The organism is Bacillus sp. FSL W8-1202, assembly GCF_038006165.1.
Classification (GTDB): Bacteria; Bacillota; Bacilli; order Bacillales; family Bacillaceae; genus Bacillus; species Bacillus subtilis.
Window position 1 is genome coordinate 2,182,346 of sequence record NZ_JBBOUR010000001.1, and the last position, 22,945, is coordinate 2,205,290.

Here is a 22,945-nt window from a genome sequence, read left to right on the forward strand (position 1 = left end):
GGAAGGTGCCGGGACAGAGGGGAGGGTTATGATGGAAGATGAACATTGATCTGTTTCAGCTGCTCAATCAGATGATGCCTTAATCCTCTATTCGCTTTTTGCAGATGTTTTGGGAAGCATTCAGGAGAAAAAATGACGCACCCTTCAGCAAGCCAGTTTTTTCTATAGGCGATGATGCTTTCCGATGGCTCTAAATATGAACCATCCTCGTGCTGCATCTCGTAATCATCAAATCCGAACTGAAAACCGCAGCACGGGCAGATTTCATGAGAATGATTGCCTTCATGATCATATGGCGGTTCAGCCAATCCCTTAAACCCGCAGACTGGGCAAGTATGCTTCATTTTGCTTTCCTCCCAATAAAATAAGCTGCCGGACATGCCGGCAGCTATTCGACAGCGAAATATGTGGTGACATAGGAAGGCCGGGAGAAGATCGATGTTGTGTCAATTCCGGCAGATGTATCGCGTTTTTTGTGGGCTTCTTTGTAAGAACCGGACTGCTGCCAGTCTTGAAAGGCGCTTTCCGTTTCCCACAAGGTCAGAATGACATAGGTGTCACTGTCAAGCGGACGGAGCACTCGAATTGCTTCAAAGCCAGGCTCTTTTTCGACTTTTCCCGCTCTGTTTTTAAATCTGTTTTCAAACAGCGGACGCCCTTCCTGAGTGACGGCAATATTGTTCAATACTGCAAAACCGGGATGCTTGATCTCTCCGACTTGGTCAATGACTTCATAAGCGTGTGGTGCCTGGAAAACGGTATCTCCGTTTGTTTCATGAATTAAAATGGCGTTTTCCTGCCCCTGCATCAAAAGGATATTTTCTGAGGGATGCTTCTGTACGATCGTTTTTAAAAAATCGGCTGTCCCATATGTAATATAAACCTTCATATCAGCCACCTCCTGCTTGCTAGTATATCAAAACAATGGTATAAGTTTCTATTGGCGAGTGCTTCGAACATAATTCCAAACAATTTTTCCCATACTACCTTTAGAAAGGCGAGGTGAGTTCATGTTTAAGATAAAGAAAAAGAAACTTTTTATACCTATCATTATTTTAGTGTTAACTGCTTTTCTCGCTTTAATAGGATATATTTCAATTATTTTTCTCGGCCATTATGTCATAGATGAAAAAAAGCTTATTCTTCATGCTTCTTCAAAAATTGTTGATCAAAACGGAGATGAGGTTGCAAGCCTGTATACAGAAAATCGCGAGCCGGTCTCGATCAATGAGATTCCAAAGCAGGTCAGAGAAGCGTTTATCGCTGTTGAGGATAAAAGGTTCTATGAGCATCACGGCATTGATGCAAAATCTGTCGGAAGGGCAGTGTACCGCGATATATTAGCAGGCGGAAAGGTGGAAGGCGGAAGCACGATCACCCAGCAGCTTGCCAAAAATATTTTTCTGACACATGACAAAACGTTTCTAAGAAAAACAAAAGAAGTGATCATTGCGATTAATCTTGAACGGGATTACAGCAAGGACAAGCTGCTTGAAATGTATTTAAACCAGCTTTACTTCGGACACGGGGTCTACGGCATACAAGCGGCGTCCCACTATTATTTTAATAAAGAAGTAAAAGATTTGACTGTATCTGAAGGCGCTGTTTTGGCCGCTATTCCGAAGGCGCCTTCTACGTACTCTCCGATTTTGCATCCTGATAAAAATAAGGAGCGGCGTGATACAATTCTAGGTATGATGAATGACCAAGGCTATATCAGTGCGAAAGAGGCTGTCACCGCACAGGGCCGAACGCTTGGACTGCATGTGAAGAAACAGTCGGAAACACCTTGGTTTGACAGCTACATTGACCTTGTGATCAAAGAGGCGGAGGACAAGTATTCCATTTCTGGGGAGCAGCTTCTTCAAGGCGGATACACGATCAAGGTGCCGCTCGATTCGAAGCTGCAGAAGACGGCTTACCAGGTGATGAAAGAGGATAGCTATTATCCCGGAACAGATCAGAATGCCGAGGGAAGCGCGGTCTTTATTAATAACAAGACAGGCGGTGTAGAAGCGGCCATCGGCGGAAGGGATTACACATCCAAAGGATATAACCGCGTCACAGCTGTCCGCCAGCCGGGTTCCACATTTAAGCCGCTTGCCGTATACGGACCGGCGATGCAGGAAAAGAAATTTAAGCCATATTCCCTATTGAAGGATGAGTTGCAGTCCTACGGAGATTATACGCCGAAAAACTACGACAGCAGGTATGAGGGCGAAGTCACTATGTCTGACGCCATTACGTACAGCAAAAACGCGCCGGCTGTCTGGACGCTGAATGAGATCGGCGTCGAAACAGGAAAATCTTATTTGAAAGCAAACGGCATTGATATCCCTGATGAAGGCCTTGCTCTTGCTCTAGGCGGCTTGGAAAAAGGCGTTTCGCCGCTCCAGCTTGCCGGCGCGTTTCATACATTTGCCGCGAATGGAACGTATACTGAACCCTTCTTTATCTCGAGCATAATAGATGAAGACGGAGAAACAATAGCCGATCATAAAGAAGAAGGAAAGCGGGTATTCAGCAAGCAGACGTCTTGGAATATGACGAGAATGCTGCAGCAGGTAGTCAAAAAGGGAACGGCTACGTCCGGCACCTATCACGGCGACCTGGCGGGAAAAACAGGTTCTACATCTTATACAGGCGTCTCCGGCGCGACAAAGGACGCCTGGTTTGCAGGCTATACGCCGAAAATAACCGGGGCAGTCTGGATGGGCTATGACAAAACGGATCAAAACCATTATTTGAAAGCCGGGAGCTCATACCCGACGCGGCTGTTTAAGGATATTTTGACACAGGCAGGAGAAACCGGTCATGTGTTCACAAAGCCTAAAAACGTTAAAGAACTGGAAAGCCCGATTGAGCTGAAGCCGGTCAAAACACTCACAGCCGATTACACATTTAAAGCAGCGGGGCTCTTTACTATTGAATTAAAGTGGGACGCTCAAGAGGATGATCGGGCCGTATACAGAATTTATGTAAACAAGGACGGCGAGGAGACGCTTCTTGATTCGGTTGAAGGGAAGGGAAGCTATGAAATTCCTTATGCCAACTTATTTTCGGGCGCGTCTTATAAAATTATGCCTTATAATACACAGACAAAAAGAGAAGGGGAAGGAACCGATTACGTTCAGCCAAAATTGTTTTCCTCTTAATGGAATTCGGCGATTTTTTGAACTTTGAGCTACATTTCTATACCATTTGCCTAAAACAAGGTATAGTGTAATAAGTCAAGAAATACGAACGTATGGTTGCCGTATGAAAGGTGGAAATCAGATGAGTAAACGAGAAACGTTTAACGAGACGTTTTTAAAAGCTGCGCGGGGAGAAAAAGCGGATCACACGCCTGTGTGGTATATGAGACAAGCAGGGCGCTCACAGCCGGAATACCGCAAGCTGAAGGAAAAGTACGGATTGTTTGAGATCACACATCAGCCCGAACTTTGTGCGTATGTCACAAGACTGCCGGTTGAGCAATACGGAGTCGATGCTGCAATCCTTTATAAAGATATCATGACGCCGCTGCCGTCAATCGGTGTGGATGTTGAAATCAAAAACGGGATCGGTCCTGTGATTGATCAGCCAATCCGGTCTCTGGCGGACATTGAAAAACTCGGCCAGATTGATCCGGAACAGGACGTGCCGTACGTGCTTGAGACGATTAAACTGCTTGTCAATGAGCAGCTGAACGTCCCGCTCATCGGTTTCTCAGGTGCGCCTTTTACGCTTGCAAGCTATATGATCGAAGGCGGCCCGTCGAAAAACTACAATAAAACAAAAGCCTTCATGTACAGCATGCCAGATGCATGGAATCTGCTGATGTCCAAGCTTGCCGACATGATCATCGTGTACGTGAAAGCGCAGATTAAGGCAGGCGCAAAAGCGATTCAAATCTTTGATTCGTGGGTCGGCGCATTGAATCAGGCAGATTACAGAACATACATCAAACCCGTGATGAACCGGATCTTTTCAGAGCTCGCAAAGGAGAATGTGCCGCTGATCATGTTTGGCGTTGGCGCAAGCCATCTTGCAGGTGATTGGCATGACCTTCCTCTTGATGTTGTCGGGCTTGACTGGAGACTCGGCATTGATGAAGCCAGATCAAAAGGAATCACTAAAACAGTGCAGGGCAACCTGGACCCGTCCATTTTGCTTGCGCCATGGGAAGTCATTGAGAAGAAAACGAAGGAAATACTTGATCAGGGTATGAAATCAGATGGCTTCATTTTCAATCTTGGCCATGGGGTATTTCCTGATGTCAGTCCCGAGGTTTTGAAAAAACTGACAGCATTTGTCCATGAATATTCACAAAACAAAAAAATGGGTCAATATTCCTAAGCATATCTTTTGGTATCTTAATGATATCCTGTCAAAATGTTTGTATCAGATCATTAAAGAGGGTGTAAACAGTGAGTAGAAAGAAAATGGGGCTTCTCGTGATGGCGTACGGCACGCCTTATAAGGAAGAAGATATTGAACGTTATTATACACATATCAGAAGAGGCAGAAAGCCTGAACCTGAAATGCTTCAAGATTTGAAAGACAGATACGAAGCGATTGGCGGCATTTCACCGCTTGCCAAAATCACAGAAGAGCAGGCGCATAATCTGGAACAGCACTTGAATGAAATTCAGGATGAGATTACGTTTAAAGCGTATATCGGACTGAAGCATATCGAGCCGTTTATTGAAGACGCCGTAGCAGAGATGCATAAGGATGGCATTACAGAAGCAGTCAGCATCGTGCTGGCGCCGCATTTCTCCACGTTCAGCGTTCAGTCCTACAACAAACGCGCCAAAGAAGAGGCTGAAAAACTCGGCGGCTTAACGATTACGTCAGTTGAAAGCTGGTACGATGAACCGAAGTTCGTGACATATTGGGTTGACCGAGTAAAGGAAACATATGCGTCAATGCCTGAGGATGAAAGAGAAAACGCGATGCTCATCGTATCCGCACACAGCCTGCCGGAAAAAATCAAAGAATTTGGAGACCCGTATCCGGACCAGCTGCATGAATCGGCGAAATTGATTGCTGAAGGCGCAGGCGTTTCCGAATATGCTGTCGGCTGGCAAAGTGAAGGGAACACGCCTGATCCTTGGCTCGGACCCGATGTTCAGGATTTAACACGTGATTTATTCGAACAAAAAGGCTATCAAGCATTTGTATATGTTCCTGTTGGGTTTGTCGCGGATCACTTAGAAGTGCTTTATGATAATGATTATGAATGCAAAGTGGTTACTGACGATATCGGCGCAAGCTATTACCGGCCGGAAATGCCAAATGCCAAGCCTGAATTTATTGATGCTTTGGCAACAGTCGTATTAAAAAAATTAGGACGTTAAAGAAGGCGATGAACATGAGTGACGGCAAAAAACATGTAGTCATCATCGGCGGCGGCATTACCGGTTTAGCCGCCGCCTTCTATATGGAAAAAGAAATCAAAGAAAAGAATCTGCCGCTTGAGCTGACGCTTGTTGAGGCAAGTCCGAGAGTCGGCGGGAAAATCCAGACTGTCAAGAAAGACGGCTATATCATCGAAAGAGGGCCAGACTCATTTCTGGAACGAAAGAAAAGCGCCCCGCAGCTTGTTAAAGACTTAGGTCTTGAGCATTTGCTTGTCAACAATGCGACCGGACAATCCTATGTGCTTGTAAACCGCACCCTGCATCCAATGCCGAAGGGCGCCGTAATGGGGATACCGACAAAAATTGCGCCGTTTGTTTCTACGGGTCTGTTTTCTTTGTCTGGGAAGGCCAGAGCTGCTATGGATTTCATCCTGCCTGCAAGCAAAACAAAGGATGATCAGTCATTGGGAGAATTCTTCCGCAGACGTGTCGGAGATGAAGTGGTCGAGAACTTAATCGAGCCGCTACTATCAGGGATCTACGCAGGCGACATTGACAAGCTCAGCCTGATGTCGACATTTCCGCAATTTTACCAGACGGAACAAAAGCATAGAAGCCTGATTCTCGGCATGAAAAAAACAAGGCCTCAAGGCTCAGGCCAGCAGCTGACGGCAAAAAAACAAGGGCAGTTCCAGACTCTGTCAACCGGTTTGCAGACCCTTGTAGAAGAGATCGAAAAGCAGTTAAAGCTGACGAAGGTGTATAAAGGCACAAAAGTGACCAAACTCAGCCATAGCGGCTCTGGCTATTCGCTCGAACTGGATAACGGCGTCACACTTGATGCTGATTCAGTAATTGTGACTGCTCCGCATAAAGCGGCTGCGGGAATGCTTTCTGAGCTTCCTGCCATTTCTCATTTGAAAAATATGCACTCCACATCCGTGGCAAACGTCGCTTTAGGTTTCCCTGAAGGCTCCGTCCAAATGGAGCATGAGGGCACGGGTTTTGTCATTTCAAGAAACAGTGACTTTGCGATCACAGCCTGTACGTGGACGAATAAAAAATGGCCGCACGCAGCGCCGGAAGGCAAAACGCTGCTTCGGGCATATGTCGGAAAAGCCGGAGACGAATCCATTGTCGATCTATCAGATAATGACATTATCAACATTGTGTTAGAAGACTTAAAGAAAGTCATGAACATAAACGGCGAACCGGAAATGACATGTGTCACCCGATGGCATGAAAGCATGCCGCAGTACCATGTCGGCCATAAGCAGCGTATCAAGGAGCTGCGTGAAGCACTTGCATCTGCGTATCCGGGTGTTTATATGACAGGCGCTTCTTTCGAAGGTGTCGGCATTCCCGACTGCATTGATCAAGGAAAAGCTGCCGTGTCTGACGCGCTTACCTATTTATTCAGCTAAAACCTCCGCTTTATGGCGGAGGTTTTTTTGATGTGCAATGGCAATATTGTGTAAAAAAATGATTGAATTGAACAGCAGGTTATGATACATTTGCATATGTACTTAATGACTAAAATGTTCAAACGGTCAGTTTCGAGGTGAATACAATGTCAATAGATCGAAAAAAGCTCATTTTGGAGGCGGCTACAAAGTCTTTCACGCAGTTCGGGTATAAAGCGACGACAATGGATCTTGTCGCAAAACTTGCGAACGTGGGGAAGGGAACCATTTATACTTTTTTCAAAAACAAAGAAGAGCTGTTTGACGAGATTTTCACTACTTTATTAAAGGAAATGAAGCAAAAAGCGGATGAAGCGATGGAGCCGAACCTTCCGTTCCATGAAAATGTGCACAGAGCGCTGTTTGCCATTCTGGAGTTCAGGAAAACACATCAGCTGACGATTAAAATTTTCCAAGAGAATGCCGAGATTGGTACAATGGCAGTTCAGGAAGTGATCCAGAAAATGGAGCGAGCCATACTGTCTTATATCAAAAGTAAGATTGAAGACGGGATCAAAAGCGGCGCAATCAAGCAGTGCGACCCTGAACTGACAGCCTTTGTGATGCTGAAGCTTTATATCGCGCTCATTTTTGACTGGGAAAAACAACACCCCCCGCTTGATAAAGAGACAATTGCGGGACTGCTTGAATTGTATGTTGTCAAAGGATTGTCAGCGAACTAGATAATCCTTTCTCTTTGCAAGAAAATGACCATTTTTCATGATGAGTCAGTTTTAGAATGGAGGCATCAGGATGAACACAATACGAAGTCAGTGGAAAGACATCGTAACAAGTAAAAAATTATTGATTCCCATCATCGCCATTTTGTTTGTCCCGCTTATTTACAGCGGCGTATTCTTAAAGGCTTATTGGGACCCTTACGGCACAGTTGACCAGCTGCCTGTCGTTGTCGTCAACCAAGACAAGGGAGCAACGTATGAAGGAGAAAAACTTCAAATCGGTGATGATCTGGTCAAAGAATTAAAGGATAATAACAACTTTGATTGGCATTTTTCCAATGATCTCGACCAATCGTTAAAGGACTTATTGAATCAAAAATATTATTTAGTTGTCGAGATTCCTGAGGATTTTTCTAAGAATGCCAGCACTGTATTAGACAAAAATCCGAAAAAATTGGATCTGAAATACCATACAAATGCTGGTTCCAACTATGTAGGGGCAACGATCGGCGAAAAAGCGATTGATAAACTGAAAGCCTCTGTTTCAAAAGAAGTGACCGAGCAATATACGAAAGTTATTTTTGATAACTTTAAAGATATCGCAAAAGGTTTGAGCGACGCGAGCAGCGGCGCGAAAAAAATTGATGACGGCACAAAGGATGCGAAAAACGGAAGCGCACAGCTGAAAGAAAATCTGGCGAAGCTGAAGGAAAGCACCGCTACCATCAGTGACAAAACAGCGCAGCTTGCAGATGGAGCGGCTCAGGTGACGAGCGGCATCCAATCGCTTGACAGCTCGCTCGGTAAATTCCAGGACAGCAGCAACCAGATTTATGATAAATCTGGCCAGCTTGCAGCAGGATCAGGCAAGATAACGGGCAAGCTGAATGAACTGAATGCCGGCCTTCAAAAGGTGCAGCAGGGCTTGCCTAATCTGACAAACGGGCTGGATCAGCTCAACAGTAAAGCGCAAGAAGGTTCTGAGAAAGCAGCAAAAGCGGAAAAACTTATAAATGCGCTCGATTTAACGAAGCTTGAAACAGCTGTGAATAACCTCGAAAAGTCAGAAACAGCGATGAATGAATTTAAAAAACAGCTGTCTGACTTTGAAAACAGCTTGAAAAACCGTGATCAGGCATTTAAAAATATCATCAACTCCAGTGATTTCTTAACAGCGGAGCAAAAGAGCCAGCTGATCAGCTCTGTTGAAAAGCAGCTTCCGAAAGTTGATGCGCCTGATTTTGATGAAATTTTAAGTGGGCTTCCTGCAGCTGATCAGCTGCCTGACATCGCAACGATAAAAAGCTCATTGGAAGATGTGAAAGCGCAGGTTGCCCAGGTGAAGGCATTGCCGGAAGCTACCTCTAAACTTTATAACGGCGCAAAAGCCACTCAAGACGCGATTGACAAATTAACTGCTGGATCTGAGAAAATATACAATGCGTCACAGCAGGTGACAGATGGCCAAACTAAACTGACAGCGGGTATCGGTGAATATAATAAGCAGTTCGCAAAAGCAAAAGCGGGCTCAGAGCAATTGGTGACAGGAAGCAGCCAAGTATCCGGCGGATTGTTTAAGCTGTTAGACGGGTCTAAACAGGTCCAAAGCGGATCATCAAAACTTGCAGACGGATCTGCATCACTTGATACAGGTTTAGGCAAGCTGTTGGACGGCACAGGAGAGCTGTCTAGTAAGCTGAAGGATGCGGCTGACCAAACAGGAGATATCGATGCTGATGATCAAACATATGGCATGTTTGCAGATCCGGTTAAAACCAAAGATGATGCCATTCATTCCGTTCCTAACTATGGAACAGGGCTGACACCTTATATCCTGTCAATGGGCTTATATGTCGGCGGCATCATGCTGACGGTTGTCTTCCCGCTGAAGGAAGCGTCAGGGCGTCCGAGAAATGGTTTTGAGTGGTTCTTCAGCAAATTCAATGTCATGATGCTTGTAGGAATCATTCAATCATTGATTGTGGCGACGGTTCTTCTATTGGGAATTGGTCTCGAGGTAGAGAGCACGTGGAGATTTTACGTGTTTACGATCATTACGAGTCTCGCTTTCCTGGCGATAATTCAATTTTTGGCTACAACGATGGGCAACCCGGGGCGATTTATCGCAGTCATTATTTTAGTGCTGCAGCTGGGAGCGAGCGGAGGAACCTTCCCGCTTGAATTGCTTCCGCATTTCTATCAGGTCATCCATGGCGCATTGCCGATGACCTACAGCATTAACGGATTCAGAGCGGTCATTTCAAACGGTGACTTTGGCTACATGTGGCAGATGGCCGGCGTCTTAATCGGCATCGCCCTCGTCATGATTGCACTAAGCATTACTTACTTTACAATGTTAAGCCGGAAGGAAGAAACATCAGAAGAACAGCCGGCTTCATAAAGAAAAAGAACTTGTTTCCTTGGAAACAAGTTCTTTTTTTGTTACATTCCCCATTTAATAAGCAATCCTGTATAGGTTAATCCGCCGCCAAACCCGAAAAGCAAAACGATTTGATCTTTTTTCAGCTTCCCGGCTTTCACTGCGAGATCGAGCGCCAAAACAATTGAAACCGAAGACGTGTTTCCGTAGTGCTCAACACTAGTGAGCGTTTTTTCAATCGGGAACGGTGTTTTTTCACAAATTGACTCGATCATGCGCAAGTTGGCGCTGTGAGGAACAAACCAATCGAGATCATCAGAGCTGAGTCCTGCTTTATGTAAAAGCCTTTCAAATTCGCCAGGGACGGTTCTTGCGGCCCATTTATATACCTCGCGTCCGTTTTGCACCATTTTTCCAGAACCGACGAGCTGCACACCGTTTATTTCATTTCGCAGTCCGGCACGATACAAAATATCGCCGCCGTTCCCGCTTGTTCCTTGTACAGACGCAAGAAATCCCGGCGTCTCTTCATCTCGTTCCACTAACAGCGCACCTGCGGCATCGCCGAACAGAACGCATGTCGTTCGATCGGTATAATCCGTTACCTTTGATAACGTCTCTCCGGCGATGACGAGAATTTTTTGATGAAGGCCTGATGTGATCAATCCATTTGCCAAATGGAGGCCGTAAGTCAGCCCGGCGCATGTCGCATTAATATCCAGCGCGCCGGTGCTTTCCCAGCCGAAATATTCCTGTACGCGGCATGCCGTACTCGGAAAGGCGTAATCGGATGTGGTTGTGGCAACGAGGATCATATCGACATCATCAAGTGTTCCTTTATAACGGCTCTTGAGATTCTTCACCGCTTCTATGCATAAATCAGAGGTAAATTGATGTTCATCCGCAATCCGGCGTTCTCTCATTCCTGTGCGCTGAACGATCCATTCATCAGAGGTATCAACGATCTTTTCTAAATCTGCATTGGTTAAACGTCTGCTCGGCGCATAGGTGCCGATAGCTGTAATTTTTGCTTTTGACATATGAATCACTCCTTATGGTCAGATTATAACACTAGATATTAGTATCTGGTACTAAAAAGAAGGTTTTTTTACAAAAAAAGAGAAGTGTAGAATAGGGAATCTATGAAAAAGAAAAAGGAGGCTGAAAAATGGTCAGTCAAGAAGCAGTAGTCTTTTTGGCATTATCCGGGGCTATTGCGTTTCTGTTGCCAATCGGGCTGATTGTATGGTTTAAGCGAAAGTATGGCGCCTCGCTTAAAGTGTTTTTTATTGGCGCTCTCACGTTTTTTGTCTTCGCTCAGCTGCTGGAAGGCGGCGTTCATGTTTATGTACTGCAAGTGAATGAAATGACGAAAGAAGCGATGCAGCATCCATTATGGTATGGCATTTACGGCTGCTTGATGGCCGGCATTTTTGAGGAGTGCGGAAGGTATATGATGATGCGATTTTTTATGAAGCGCCATCATACTTGGGCAGATGGTCTGGCTTTCGGGGCAGGCCATGGCGGGCTTGAAGCCATCCTGATTTCAGGCTTGTCCTCTATCTCACTTATTGTATATGCATTTGCTATCAATAGCGGGACGTTTGAACAGCTTTTGGTCAATGGCGACATCAAACAGGCGCTTTTGCCGATACAAGAGCAGCTGCTGCATACTCCTTCGTATGAATGGATGCTGGGCGGAATAGAAAGAATCAGTGCCATTGCCGTCCAAATTGGTCTGTCTCTGCTTGTTTTGTACGCGGTTAAAAGCCGCCGGCCGCTGTTTTTGTTGTATTCTATTCTTTTACATGCACTGTTTAATGTACCGGCGGTTTTATATCAAAGAGGAATCATAGAGCATGCTGCTGCTGTTGAAATCATTGTTGCTCTTATAGCGGCTTTATCAGTTTATTGGATTGTAAAAGCAAAAAGGGTGTTTCAATAAAAGGTCCAAGCAGCAGCAATGCCCGCTTGGAAAAATGTGAATGGAAATATTCATTAAGCATGGGTTATCAGAATATTTCTGATTCAGTCTTTAGCAATGACAGCAAGAATGTCTGTGTTTTTTACAAGAGAAACAATGGTGTTTCTTTTTCTTCTTCTCGCAAGGGTCATGGCATTCTTTCTTTTTCTTGCAATGGTCGTGGAAATCTTTATCGAACCACTCGTCAAAGAACCAAAAATCATCGAACCAATCGTGACAACGACATTTCTGTTCATGTGAATGACGACAGCACATAGAAATCCCTCCTCTTCCCATGCTCTCTACAGCATATGAGAGATTGATAGGAAAAGATTGGACGGGTCCCTCGGGAAAAGAGTATATTTTAAGTAGAAAATAAAAGGAGGAATGCCCTATGACGTCAGTACGTAAAACGATGGAGCTCATTAAAGAACTTGTATCGATCCCAAGCCCGACAGGAAATACATATGAGGTGATCAATTATATTGAAAGCCTTTTAAAAGAATGGAAGGTAGAAACGGTTCGGAACCACAAGGGCGGCTTAATTGCAACGCTTCCAGGACGCGACACATCCCGGCATCGCATGCTGACAGCGCACGTTGACACCCTCGGCGCTATGGTGAAGGAGATTAAAGCGGACGGCCGGCTGAAAATCGACTTAATCGGCGGGTTCCGCTACAACTCGATTGAGGGGGAGTATTGCCAAATTGAAACCGCCTCGGGAAAAACGTACACAGGCACCATTTTAATGCATCAAACGTCTGTGCACGTATACAAAGACGCGGGAAAGGCTGAGCGGAATCAAGAGAATATGGAGATCCGCCTAGATGAACCAGTTCACTGCCGGAAAGATACGGAGGAGCTGGGCATTGGTGTCGGAGATTTTGTGTCGTTTGATCCCCGTGTCGAGATCACATCAAGCGGATTTATTAAATCGCGCCATTTGGATGACAAAGCAAGCGTCGCCTTATTGCTCCGCTTAATTCATGAAATTCAAACAGAAGACATTGAGCTGCCGTATACAACCCATTTTCTTATTTCCAATAATGAAGAAATCGGTTACGGCGGGAATTCGAATATTTCTCCTGAAACAGTTGAATATTTGGCGGTTGATATGGGGGCTATCGGTGACGGGCAGGCGACTGATGAATATTCAGTATCAATCTGTGTGAAGGATGCGAGCGGGCCGTATCATTATCAGCTCAGGAAGCATTTAGTTCAATTAGCCGAGAAGCATCATATCGACTATAAGCTTGATATATATCCGTACTACGGGTCTGATGCGTCAGCAGCGATCAAATCCGGGCATGATATTGTGCATGGCCTCATAGGGCCGGGAATTGACGCTTCCCATGCATTTGAACGCACCCATAAATCATCTCTTCGCCATACCGCTAAGCTTCTGTATTACTATGTACAGTCACCAATGGTATAAGGGGGAGGACCAATGAAGATTTATAAGCTGAAAAGCACATTCGGCTGGGAAGGTGATGACGGGTTGGGAGAACAGCTGATTCAGCAGATCCTTGCCGGAGAAAAAACCGCCACGTGCGCGCCGAAATCATTGTATTCAAAAGATGAATTGAGGGACGTTTATCAAACAGCGGGTCAGCTTGTTACCGTTTATGATAAACATGACAATCCAAGATGCAATATAAAAGTAACAGATGTCTTTGAAACCACCTTTGGTGCGCCTGATATGAGGTTAGTCAAAGGAGAGGGTAATGGAGACCGAATTGAGGAGTTTCAAGAGGATCATCGGATGGCATGGGCGGAACTGATCAAAAGCGGTGAACTGGAGCTGAATGAGGATACTGTTTTGATTACAGAGTTGTTTGTGCTTGTTAAAGATTAAAAAAGCCTGCGGGGTTCTTGCCCCGCAGGCTTTTCATTAACCAGAAATGGTTGCGTTTTGTTCTGTTTTCGATTGGGACATAACAGTTTCTGCTTTCGCAGGATTAAACATGCCTTCCCATTTAGACATCACAACGGCAGCAAGCGCGTTACCAGTCAGGTTGACAACTGTACGTGCCATATCCATGATGCGGTCTACGCCGGCAATAAAGGCAAGTCCTTCAGCCGGAACGCCGATGGTGCCAAGCGTTGCAAGCAAGACAACAAAAGAAGTACCAGGCACGGCAGCCATCCCTTTGGATGTCACCATTAAGACGAGCACAAGCGTAATTTGGTGCCAAATCGTCAAATCAATGCCATATACCTGTGCTAAAAAGAGTGCGGCAATAGATTGATAGAGAACGGAACCGTCTAAGTTAAACGTGTAACCGATCGGAATGACAAATGAAACAATGCCTTTCGGACATCCGATTTTCTCCATTTTTTCCATGATGCGCGGAAGAACCGTTTCAGAGCTGGACGTACTGAACGCCAGTAAGATTTCGTCCTTCATGTAAGCAAGGAACTTGAAGATGCTGATGCCGGCAATTTTTGCGACAATCCCGAAAATAACAATTAAGAAGAAAGCAAGCGCGACATAAACCAATCCAACGAGCTTTCCGAGAGAGATAAGAGAACCGAGTCCGAATTTAGACACAGTCACTCCGATAAGAGCGAAAACGCCGAATGGCGCCACTTTCATCACAAGGTTTACAACGTGGAACATGGCATGGGATACACCTTCAAAAAAGGCTAATACAGGCTTGCCTCTTTCACCGATCGCGGAAATACCCAATGCAAATAGTACTGTAAAGCAGATGATGGCTAGAAGATCCCCTTCGACCAATGACTGGAAGAAGTTTGTCGGCACAATATGGAGGAACGTTTCTGCCACTGATTTATTACTTTGTTCTTTTTCAGTTTCAACATATTGACTGATGTCCGATTTTTGAGCTTCGTGTATATTAACTCCTGTACCCGGATGGAAGATGTTTGCAAGGGCTAGTCCGAGAATAATGGCAAAAGTCGTGATGATCTCGAAGTACAGAATCGTTCTGAAGCCTAATTTACCGACTTGCTTTCCATTTCCTGCACCGGCTACACCGATGATTAAGCTGGAGACAACAATAGGAATCACTATCATTTTGATTAAGCGTAAAAAGAGATCCCCGATTGGCTGCAGGTAAGTAGGCAATGCTGGGTTGCCATACCAAATGACGCCAACAATGACACCTAGAATAAGTCCAACGAATATTTGTGTGGCTAATCCAAACTTAATTCTTTTCATAGATTACCTCCCAAAAAACAAAGTATCAACATATATCATGAATAGACATATATTTAATCTCACTATTAGATCAAATTATAATAGATAAGAAATCAATTCGTCTATAGTAAATTATATTTCGAAAATAAAGAATATTCAATGACATTATGATAATCACCAGAATTATCTAAAAACAGGTGAGCTTTGACCTAACCTGACTATTATTTCAAAATTAAGAGATATGTGAAAAAATAAGAAAATCCCACGCGTAAGGCGCGGGATTTTCGCTCATTACAAATCGTTTACTTTTATACAGTCATTGCAGATATTACCATAGCACTCATGCTGCTCTTCTATCTTTTTTCCGCATTCCGCACACTTTTTCGAAGGCAGGTTTCTAAAAAATTCTGTGATTTTCCCCAGCATAACCAATCCCTCTTTCCCCTTTGTAGTGATTTCATTGTAATATAACAGATTACAAAAATCAATAATTGTTTTGATACAATGTTTAAAACATGCTTTTTTCAAGAAAAATGGGTATATTGAAGGAGGATCAATTTTTTTTGAAAAGATAGGAGGACATTATGAAAGTTACAGTTATCGGATGCTATGGCGGTTTTCCGGCCGCAAATGAAGCGACGTCAGGCTATTTGTTTCAGTCAGGTGATTTCTCTCTGCTTGTTGATTGCGGCAGTGCCGTATTGTCTAAGCTGTTCGGATATGTGCCGGCGGAAAAGCTGGATGCGGTCGTTCTGTCTCATTATCACCATGACCATATCGCTGATATCGGGCCGCTGCAATTTGCCAAGCAAGTCGGTTCGTTTCTCGGCAAAGGAGAGCATACGCTTCCGATTTACGGACATGATGCTGATATAGAACAGTTTCAAAAGCTTACATATAAAACACATACGAAAGGGATCGCCTATCAGCCGGATCAGCCGCTGACTGCCGGTCCGTTTACGATTACCTTTTTAAAAACGATTCACCCGGTGACGTGCTATGCCATGCGGATTACTGACGGCAGTCACACTGTTGTTTATACTGCTGATTCCAGCTATCAGGATTCATTTATACCGTTTTCGAAAGATGCTGATTTATTGATCTCGGAATGCAATTTTTATGCCGATCAAGACGGAACAAGTGCAGGCCATATGAACAGCCTGGAAGCCGGGCGCATTGCAAAAGAAGCGGGAGCGGGAGAACTGCTGCTGACACATTTGCCGCATTTTGGCGTGCATGACAATCTTCGCAAAGAAGCGAAAACCGTTTTTAACGGAGAAGTGTATATTGCGAAATCAGGTTTTGTGTGGGAAGGATAAAGGAGGAGCACCATGTTATTTATAGACAATCAAAATATCAATGATCCGCGGATCAATCTTGCTATCGAGGAGTACTGTGTAAAGCATTTAGACCCTGAACAGCAATATTTGCTCTTTTATGTGAATCAACCGTCTATTATCATTGGAAAAAACCAAAATACAATAGAAGAAATCAATACAAAATATGTTGAGGAAAACGGGATTATCGTCGTCCGCCGTTTATCAGGCGGGGGAGCTGTGTACCATGATCTGGGGAACTTGAACTTCAGCTTTATTACCAAGGATGACGGGGACAGCTTTCATAACTTTAAAAAATTCACTGAGCCGGTGATTCAGGCGTTACATCAGCTTGGAGTTGAAGCCGAATTAAGCGGCCGGAACGACATTGTAGTGGATGGCCGGAAAATATCCGGAAACGCTCAGTTTGTAACGAAAGGCCGTATTTTCAGCCACGGCACCCTCATGTTTGATTCAGCCATTGATCATGTTGTATCAGCATTAAAGGTGAAAAAGGATAAAATTGAATCAAAAGGCATCAAATCGATCAGAAGCCGAGTGGCAAACATCAGTGAGTTTCTCGATGATAAAATGACCACCGAAGAATTCCGCAGCCATTTGCTTCGCCATATTTTTAACACGAACGACATTGGAAACGTGCCGGAGTATAAGCTAACGGAAAAAGATTGGGAGACCATTCATCAAATTTCGAAAGAGCGCTATCAGAATTGGGATTGGAACTACGGCCGCTCACCGAAATTTAACCTTAATCATTCGAAACGTTATCCGGTTGGATCGATCGATTTGCGCCTAGAGGTCAAGAAAGGCAAAATCGAGGACTGCAAAATCTTCGGAGATTTCTTCGGTGTCGGTGATGTATCTGAAATTGAAAACCTGCTGGTCGGAAAACAATACGAACGCAGCGTCATCGCTGATGTGCTCGAAGGTGTGAATCTCAAGCATTACTTTGGGAACATTACGAAAGAGGATTTCCTTGATCTGATTTATTAAGGCAAAACACATCGTTTGAAAGAGCGGTTGTGTTTTTGAAATAATGGAGGCAGGAGGGATTCACATGAAAGTGTTTTTAATCGGAGCGAACGGACAAATCGGGCAAAGACTCGTCTCTTTATTCCAAGATAATCCTGATCATTCCATCAGAGCGATGGTCAGAAAAGAAGAACAGAAAGCGTCTCTTGAAGCTGCCGGTGCAGAAGCTGTGCTTGCGAATCTGGAGGGCAGCCCGGAAGAAATCGCCGCTGCGGCAAAAGGCTGTGACGCGATCATTTTCACAGCCGGTTCCGGCGGCAGCACAGGCTATGATAAAACGCTGCTGGTGGATCTTGATGGAGCGGCAAAAGCCATTGAAGCTGCGGACATTGCCGGAATCAAACGGTTTATTATGATCAGCGCCCTGCAAGCCCATAACCGTGAAAATTGGAATGAGGCACTCAAACCTTATTATGTGGCCAAGCATTATGCTGATAAAATTCTGGAAGCGAGCGGTTTAACCTATACGATTATCCGTCCAGGAGGCCTTCGCAATGAGCCTGGAACGGGAACTGTTTCAGCAGCGAAGGATCTGGAGCGGGGATTTATTTCCCGTGAGGACGTTGCAAAAACGGTCATTGCCTCTTTAGATGAGAAGAATACGGAAAATCGGGCCTTTGATCTGACAGAAGGAGATACGCCGATTGCCGAAGCATTGAAGAAACTATGACAGTACTGACACTCAGGGCTTTTTGCTCTTGAGTGTTTTTTTCTGTTTCTCTATAATGGAGGAGAAAGCTTGGCTTCAATAATGAATGACTATTCATTCACTTTAAGGGGTGGGAGAATGAATCTTGTTTCAAAATTGGAAGAAACAGCATCTGAGAAGCCCGACAGCATCGCATGCAGGTTTAAAGATCACATGATGACGTATCAAGAGCTGAATGAATATATTCAGCGATTTGCGGACGGCCTTCAGGAGGCCGGTATGGAGAAAGGGGACCATCTAGCTTTGCTGCTTGGCAATTCGCCTGATTTTATCATCGCGTTTTTTGGCGCTTTAAAAGCTGGGATCGTGGTTGTTCCCATCAATCCGTTGTACACGCCGACAGAAATTGGTTATATGCTGACAAATGGCGATGTAAAGGCGATCGTGGGCGTTAGCCAGCTTTTGCCGCTTTATGAGAGCATGCATGAATCGCTGCCAAAGGTTGAGCTCGTCATTTTATGCCAGACGGGGGAGGCAGAGCCGGAAGCTGCGGACCCAGAGGTCAGGATGAAAATGACAACGTTTGCAAAAATATTGCGGCCGACATCTGCTGCTAAACAAAACCAAGAACTTGTCCCTGATGATACCGCGGTTATTTTATATACGTCAGGAACGACTGGAAAACCGAAAGGCGCAATGCTGACTCATCAGAATTTGTACAGCAATGCCAACGATGTCGCAGGCTATTTGGGAATGGATGAGAGGGACAATGTGGTCTGCGCTCTTCCCATGTTTCACGTGTTTTGTTTAACCGTCTGTATGAATGCACCGCTGATGAGCGGCGCAACTGTCTTGATTGAGCCTCAATTCAGTCCGGCATCTGTTTTTAAGCTTGTTAGGCAGCAGCAGGCGACCATTTTTGCCGGTGTGCCTACAATGTATAACTACTTGTTTCAGCATGAAAACGGAAAGAAAGATGATTTTTCTTCGATCCGGCTGTGCATTTCGGGAGGCGCGGCCATGCCAGTCGCGTTGCTGACGGCGTTTGAAGAAAAATTCGGTGTTACCATTTTGGAAGGCTACGGGCTCTCGGAAGCATCACCCGTCACGTGCTTTAACCCGTTTGACAGGGGCAGGAAGCCGGGCTCCATCGGGACAAGTATCTTACATGTCGAAAACAAGGTCGTAGATCCGCTCGGACGCGAGCTGCCCGCTCACCAGGTCGGCGAATTGATCGTGAAAGGCCCCAATGTGATGAAGGGCTATTATAAAATGCCGATGGAAACAGAGCATGCATTAAAAGACGGGTGGCTTTATACGGGGGACTTGGCAAGACGGGATGAGGACGGCTATTTTTACATTGTTGACCGGAAAAAAGACATGATCATTGTAGGAGGATACAATGTGTATCCGCGGGAGGTGGAGGAGGTGCTGTACAGCCATCCGGACGTCAAGGAGGCGGTTGTCATCGGCGTGCCGGACCCCCAAAGCGGGGAAGCGGTAAAGGGATATGTGGTGCCGAAACGCTCTGGGGTAACAGAGGAGGACATCATGCAGCACTGTGAAAAGCATCTGGCAAAATACAAGCGGCCTGCCGCCATTACGTTTCTTGACGATATTCCGAAAAATGCGACGGGGAAAATGCTCAGACGGGCACTGAGAGATATTTTGCCCCAATAAAATGAAAAAGCGAAGCGGTTAGCTTCGCTTTTTCATTTTCAATCCTTTGCTTCTTTTTTAATAATATTTAGCAGCGCCTTTGTATCATTTTTGCTCAATTTGTAGTATGTGCCATCCTTCGAAAAAACGGCTTGCTGGCTGTCGTCAATCCATAGTCTGAATGAGTCATACCGGTCTTTATGAAACTTGATTGTCCCTTCGTAATCAGGGGCTGATGTTTTTTCTGTCTTCACCTGTTTTCCCTGATTCATAATATCCAGCATATCTTTGACGTGCTGTCTTTTTTCAATCTCGATATCTTCCTGGCCGCTTGAAGACAGTGTGATCAAATCCGCGTCTACCGATTGATACACATCGCCTGATCGGCTGTAAAGATAGAAAAATGCTATAAACACAAGACCGATTACCACGATGGCTGCCACTATTTTTTTCATTTGCATCACTCCAAACATTGTTAGTTTTCCCAGCGATCGGGCTTTCCATGCTTAAAAGGGTGGAAAAGTGCGGAACACAGCTTGGTTCTAAGAATTTGAATTTATGATTACAATAGAAGTAACGGGTTGATGTGAGGAGTGAGGCGTTATGCGCAAGTGGATTGCGGCAGCAGGACTTGCTTACGTGCTGTACGGGCTGTTTTTTTATTGGTATTTTTTCCTGTCGGGTGATTCCGCAATACCGGAAGCCGTGAAAGGGACGCAGGCTGATCCGGCTTCTTTCATGAAGCCGTCTGAGTTGGCAGTGGCCGAGCAGTATTCAAATATCAAGAATTTTTTATTTTTTATCGGGGTACCTCTTGATTGGTTTCTGTTTTTTGTTCTGCTGGTTAGCGGTGTTTCAAAGAAAATCAAGAAATGGATGGAAGCGGCCGTGCCTTTTCGGTTTTTGCAGACCGTTGGTTTTGTGTTTGTGCTTTCGCTGATTACAACATTGGTGACGCTGCCTTTAGATTGGATAGGCTATCAAGTATCGCTTGACTATAACATTTCCACACAGACAACGGCCAGCTGGGCTAAGGATCAGGTTATCAGCTTTTGGATCAGTTTCCCAATCTTTGCGCTTTGCGTTCTCGTTTTTTATTGGCTGATCAAAAGGCATGAAAAAAAATGGTGGTTATACGCCTGGCTGTTAACAGTGCCGTTTTCGCTTTTTCTGTTTTTTATTCAGCCGGTCATTATCGATCCTTTATACAATGAATTTTATCCGCTGAAAAACAAAGAGCTTGAAAGCAAAATTTTAGAGCTGGCAGATGAAGCCAATATTCCGGCTGATCATGTATATGAAGTGAACATGTCAGAAAAAACAAATGCGCTGAATGCCTATGTTACAGGAATTGGGGCCAATAAACGGATTGTATTGTGGGATACGACACTGAACAAACTTGACGATTCAGAAATTCTGTTTATTATGGGCCACGAAATGGGCCATTATGTAATGAAGCACGTTTACATCGGTCTGGCTGGTTATTTGCTCGTGTCGCTCGCCGGATTTTATGTCATTGATAAGCTTTACAAGCGGACGGTTCGCCTAACCCGCAGCATGTTTCATTTAGAAGGGCGGCATGATCTTGCGGCACTTCCGCTGTTATTGCTTTTGTTTTCTGTTTTGAGCTTTGCGGTTACGCCTTTTTCTAATGCTGTCTCGCGTTATCAGGAGAATAAGGCTGACCAGTATGGGATCGAGTTGACAGAGAACAGAGAAGCGGCTGTTAAAACGTTTCAGGATTTGGCCGTGACGGGGCTGAGCCAGGTTGATCCTCCGGTGCTTGTGAAGATTTTCAGAGGCAGCCATCCTTCGATCATGGAACGGATTCAACATGCGGAGAAAGAAGGGGATGCACCGGAACATCAGGATGCTGACAAATAAAAAGAAGCAGGTATGGAGGAGCCTGCTTCTTTTTGATATTATTGTGCAGCTGCTTGTACGTTGATTAACCCTTTTCCATAGTAGAAAGAGCTTCCAAGGTATGTTGCAGTGCTTTCTAAACGATCACGGACTTGCGCGTTTGTCCAAGTCGGGTGCTTAGAAAGAATTAGCGCTGCTGCTCCGGCAACGTGAGGAGTCGCCATGGACGTTCCGTTATAAGCGCCGTAAGTGCCTCCAGGAAGTGTGCTTTGGATGGACACGCCAGGAGCCATTACATCAAGCTCAGAACCTGCGCTGGAGAATGAAGCTCTTTGGTTGCTGCTGTTTACCGCACCTACTGCAATAGTAGAAGGATATTTTGCAGGGTAGCCGACTGTGCTTGTGCTTCCGGATGAACCTTCGTTTCCGGCTGCGGCAGCAACGACGATACCGCTGGAAACCGCTTTATCAACTACTGTTTTCAGCGCTGTAGAACCAGTAGGTCCGCCAAGGCTCATGTTGATAACATCCATATTGTTGGAAATGGCCCACTCAATGCCGTTAATAATCCAGCTATATTGGCCGCTTCCTGTTGAATCAAGCACTTTTACTGCATATAATGATGCGCTTGGCGCTACGCCCAGAACACCGATTGAGTTATTAAGAGCGGCAATCGTACCGGCGACATGCGTACCGTGAGAACTGCCGTCCTGGTATGGGTTTGTTTCAGAAGGAACGAAGCTTGCTCCGCCTCTGACGTTTAAGTCAGGATGAGAAGAGTCAATTCCGCTGTCGATAACAGCTACTTTTACGTTAGAGCCTGTGTAGCCTTGAGAGTGAAGAGCCGGCGCTTTAATTTGAGAAATGCCATAAGGAACAGATTGCGCATATTCATGTGCAATATGATCTTCTTCCACATATGCAACGCTCGGATCTTTTTTCAATTCTTTTACAGCTTTTTCATCCAATGTTGCTGCGGCCGCGTTAACATACTTAAATTGCTTTTGAACCTTTCCGCCTTTTTCAGAAATAACATCCTTTTTCTTGGCGGAACTCATGGCACTCATTGTCTGCTTAAATCCGACAATGTATTTCTTTTCTGTACTGCTTTTTCCGGCAGCCTGCGCAGACATGTTGCTGAACGCCATCGTAAAGATTAACGTTAACGCAAACAACAAGCTGATCCACAATTTTTTGCTTCTCACTCTTTACCCTCTCCTTTTAAAAAATTCAGAGTAGACTTACTTAAAAGACTATTCTGTGAATTTATTGTAATAGATGGAATAATATTTTAGTAGACCCATTTTTTTGAGATGATTTTATCTCTATTTAGGTATATCATCTCTCGCTATTTCCGTAGAGACTCGAAATAACTATTTTCATACAGAAAAGAACGAAAATAGACATGAGTAAATGT

Annotated in this window: 21 protein-coding genes and 1 pseudogene; 14 read left to right on the forward strand and 8 right to left on the reverse strand. The window is 44.9% G+C overall.

What is annotated here, in order from left to right; genetic code table 11:
- Positions 1-26: 26 nt before the first annotated feature.
- Positions 27-344: pseudogene (locus NSQ09_RS11315) on the reverse strand (hypothetical protein).
- A gap of 44 nt (positions 345-388) precedes the next feature.
- Entirely contained in the window at positions 389-889 is a 501-nt protein-coding gene (hmoB, locus tag NSQ09_RS11320; protein ID WP_017695364.1) for a heme-degrading oxygenase HmoB, read from the reverse strand.
- Between the two features lie 121 nt (positions 890-1,010).
- Between hmoB and NSQ09_RS11325 the strand changes: the two genes are divergently transcribed.
- The 6 genes from NSQ09_RS11325 (at position 1,011) to NSQ09_RS11350 (ending at position 9,889) form a co-directional block, all read left to right on the forward strand.
- Positions 1,011-3,155, forward strand: a complete 2,145-nt coding sequence (locus NSQ09_RS11325; protein ID WP_017695363.1) for a transglycosylase domain-containing protein — start codon at positions 1,011-1,013, stop codon at positions 3,153-3,155.
- Positions 3,156-3,276: 121 nt separating this feature from the next.
- Positions 3,277-4,338: a uroporphyrinogen decarboxylase gene (gene hemE, locus NSQ09_RS11330; RefSeq protein ID WP_144452945.1), complete on the forward strand. Its 1,062-nt coding sequence runs from the start codon at positions 3,277-3,279 to the stop codon at positions 4,336-4,338.
- Positions 4,339-4,409: 71 nt separating this feature from the next.
- Positions 4,410-5,342 (forward strand): ferrochelatase, encoded by a 933-nt coding sequence (gene hemH / locus NSQ09_RS11335; protein ID WP_014663414.1) that lies wholly within the window; start codon positions 4,410-4,412, stop codon positions 5,340-5,342.
- A 14-nt stretch (positions 5,343-5,356) separates the two neighbouring features.
- Positions 5,357-6,769, forward strand: a complete 1,413-nt coding sequence (gene hemY / locus NSQ09_RS11340; RefSeq protein WP_032725328.1) for a protoporphyrinogen oxidase — start codon at positions 5,357-5,359, stop codon at positions 6,767-6,769.
- 146 nt (positions 6,770-6,915) lie between these two features.
- Positions 6,916-7,491 (forward strand): TetR/AcrR family transcriptional regulator, encoded by a 576-nt coding sequence (locus NSQ09_RS11345; protein WP_017695359.1) that lies wholly within the window; start codon positions 6,916-6,918, stop codon positions 7,489-7,491.
- 70 nt (positions 7,492-7,561) lie between these two features.
- Entirely contained in the window at positions 7,562-9,889 is a 2,328-nt protein-coding gene (locus NSQ09_RS11350; RefSeq protein WP_129137553.1) for a YhgE/Pip domain-containing protein, read from the forward strand.
- A 41-nt stretch (positions 9,890-9,930) separates the two neighbouring features.
- On the opposite strand, the gene fabHB is transcribed toward NSQ09_RS11350, so the two are convergent.
- On the reverse strand, positions 9,931-10,908 hold the full coding sequence (fabHB, locus tag NSQ09_RS11355) for a beta-ketoacyl-ACP synthase III FabHB (protein ID WP_003233200.1): 978 nt from the start codon (positions 10,906-10,908) through the stop codon (positions 9,931-9,933).
- Between the two features lie 128 nt (positions 10,909-11,036).
- Between fabHB and NSQ09_RS11360 the strand changes: the two genes are divergently transcribed.
- Positions 11,037-11,813 carry a YhfC family intramembrane metalloprotease gene (locus tag NSQ09_RS11360; protein WP_129137554.1) on the forward strand — a complete coding sequence of 259 codons (777 nt, stop codon included), beginning with the start codon at positions 11,037-11,039 and terminating at the stop codon, positions 11,811-11,813.
- A gap of 83 nt (positions 11,814-11,896) precedes the next feature.
- On the opposite strand, the gene NSQ09_RS11365 is transcribed toward NSQ09_RS11360, so the two are convergent.
- A complete protein-coding gene (locus NSQ09_RS11365; RefSeq protein WP_003245634.1) occupies positions 11,897-12,088 on the reverse strand; it encodes a hypothetical protein in 192 nt (63 codons plus the stop codon).
- A gap of 137 nt (positions 12,089-12,225) precedes the next feature.
- On the opposite strand from NSQ09_RS11365, the gene NSQ09_RS11370 reads away from it, so the two are divergent.
- Together NSQ09_RS11370 and NSQ09_RS11375 are read left to right on the forward strand one after the other, a co-directional pair.
- Positions 12,226-13,266, forward strand: a complete 1,041-nt coding sequence (locus NSQ09_RS11370; protein WP_341031399.1) for a M42 family metallopeptidase — start codon at positions 12,226-12,228, stop codon at positions 13,264-13,266.
- A 12-nt stretch (positions 13,267-13,278) separates the two neighbouring features.
- Positions 13,279-13,686, forward strand: a complete 408-nt coding sequence (locus NSQ09_RS11375; RefSeq protein ID WP_003233192.1) for an ASCH domain-containing protein — start codon at positions 13,279-13,281, stop codon at positions 13,684-13,686.
- Between the two features lie 36 nt (positions 13,687-13,722).
- Here the strand turns inward: NSQ09_RS11375 and gltT are convergent, their stop codons facing one another.
- On the reverse strand, positions 13,723-15,012 hold the full coding sequence (gltT, locus tag NSQ09_RS11380) for a glutamate/proton symporter GltT (RefSeq protein ID WP_003245579.1): 1,290 nt from the start codon (positions 15,010-15,012) through the stop codon (positions 13,723-13,725).
- Positions 15,013-15,282: 270 nt separating this feature from the next.
- Entirely contained in the window at positions 15,283-15,417 is a 135-nt protein-coding gene (yhfH, locus tag NSQ09_RS11385) for a protein YhfH (RefSeq protein WP_003244802.1), read from the reverse strand.
- A 158-nt stretch (positions 15,418-15,575) separates the two neighbouring features.
- Between yhfH and NSQ09_RS11390 the strand changes: the two genes are divergently transcribed.
- The 4 genes from NSQ09_RS11390 (at position 15,576) to lcfB (ending at position 19,686) form a co-directional block, all read left to right on the forward strand.
- Positions 15,576-16,310, forward strand: coding sequence for an MBL fold metallo-hydrolase (locus NSQ09_RS11390; RefSeq protein WP_017695355.1), 735 nt, complete (start codon positions 15,576-15,578; stop codon positions 16,308-16,310).
- 12 nt (positions 16,311-16,322) lie between these two features.
- Positions 16,323-17,318: a lipoate--protein ligase LplJ gene (gene lplJ, locus NSQ09_RS11395; protein ID WP_017695354.1), complete on the forward strand. Its 996-nt coding sequence runs from the start codon at positions 16,323-16,325 to the stop codon at positions 17,316-17,318.
- A gap of 64 nt (positions 17,319-17,382) precedes the next feature.
- On the forward strand, positions 17,383-18,027 hold the full coding sequence (locus NSQ09_RS11400) for an SDR family oxidoreductase (protein WP_014479357.1): 645 nt from the start codon (positions 17,383-17,385) through the stop codon (positions 18,025-18,027).
- Between the two features lie 117 nt (positions 18,028-18,144).
- Positions 18,145-19,686: a long-chain-fatty-acid--CoA ligase LcfB gene (lcfB, locus tag NSQ09_RS11405; RefSeq protein ID WP_017695353.1), complete on the forward strand. Its 1,542-nt coding sequence runs from the start codon at positions 18,145-18,147 to the stop codon at positions 19,684-19,686.
- Positions 19,687-19,724: 38 nt separating this feature from the next.
- On the opposite strand, the gene NSQ09_RS11410 is transcribed toward lcfB, so the two are convergent.
- A complete protein-coding gene (locus NSQ09_RS11410; RefSeq protein WP_017695352.1) occupies positions 19,725-20,120 on the reverse strand; it encodes a hypothetical protein in 396 nt (131 codons plus the stop codon).
- 148 nt (positions 20,121-20,268) lie between these two features.
- Between NSQ09_RS11410 and NSQ09_RS11415 the strand changes: the two genes are divergently transcribed.
- The gene (locus NSQ09_RS11415; RefSeq protein ID WP_041052738.1) at positions 20,269-21,549 is read left to right on the forward strand and encodes a M48 family metallopeptidase; all 1,281 of its coding nucleotides are present in this window, start codon (positions 20,269-20,271) and stop codon (positions 21,547-21,549) included.
- A gap of 38 nt (positions 21,550-21,587) precedes the next feature.
- On the opposite strand, the gene aprE is transcribed toward NSQ09_RS11415, so the two are convergent.
- Positions 21,588-22,733 carry a subtilisin AprE gene (aprE, locus tag NSQ09_RS11420; RefSeq protein WP_017695350.1) on the reverse strand — a complete coding sequence of 382 codons (1,146 nt, stop codon included), beginning with the start codon at positions 22,731-22,733 and terminating at the stop codon, positions 21,588-21,590.
- Positions 22,734-22,945 lie beyond the last annotated feature (212 nt).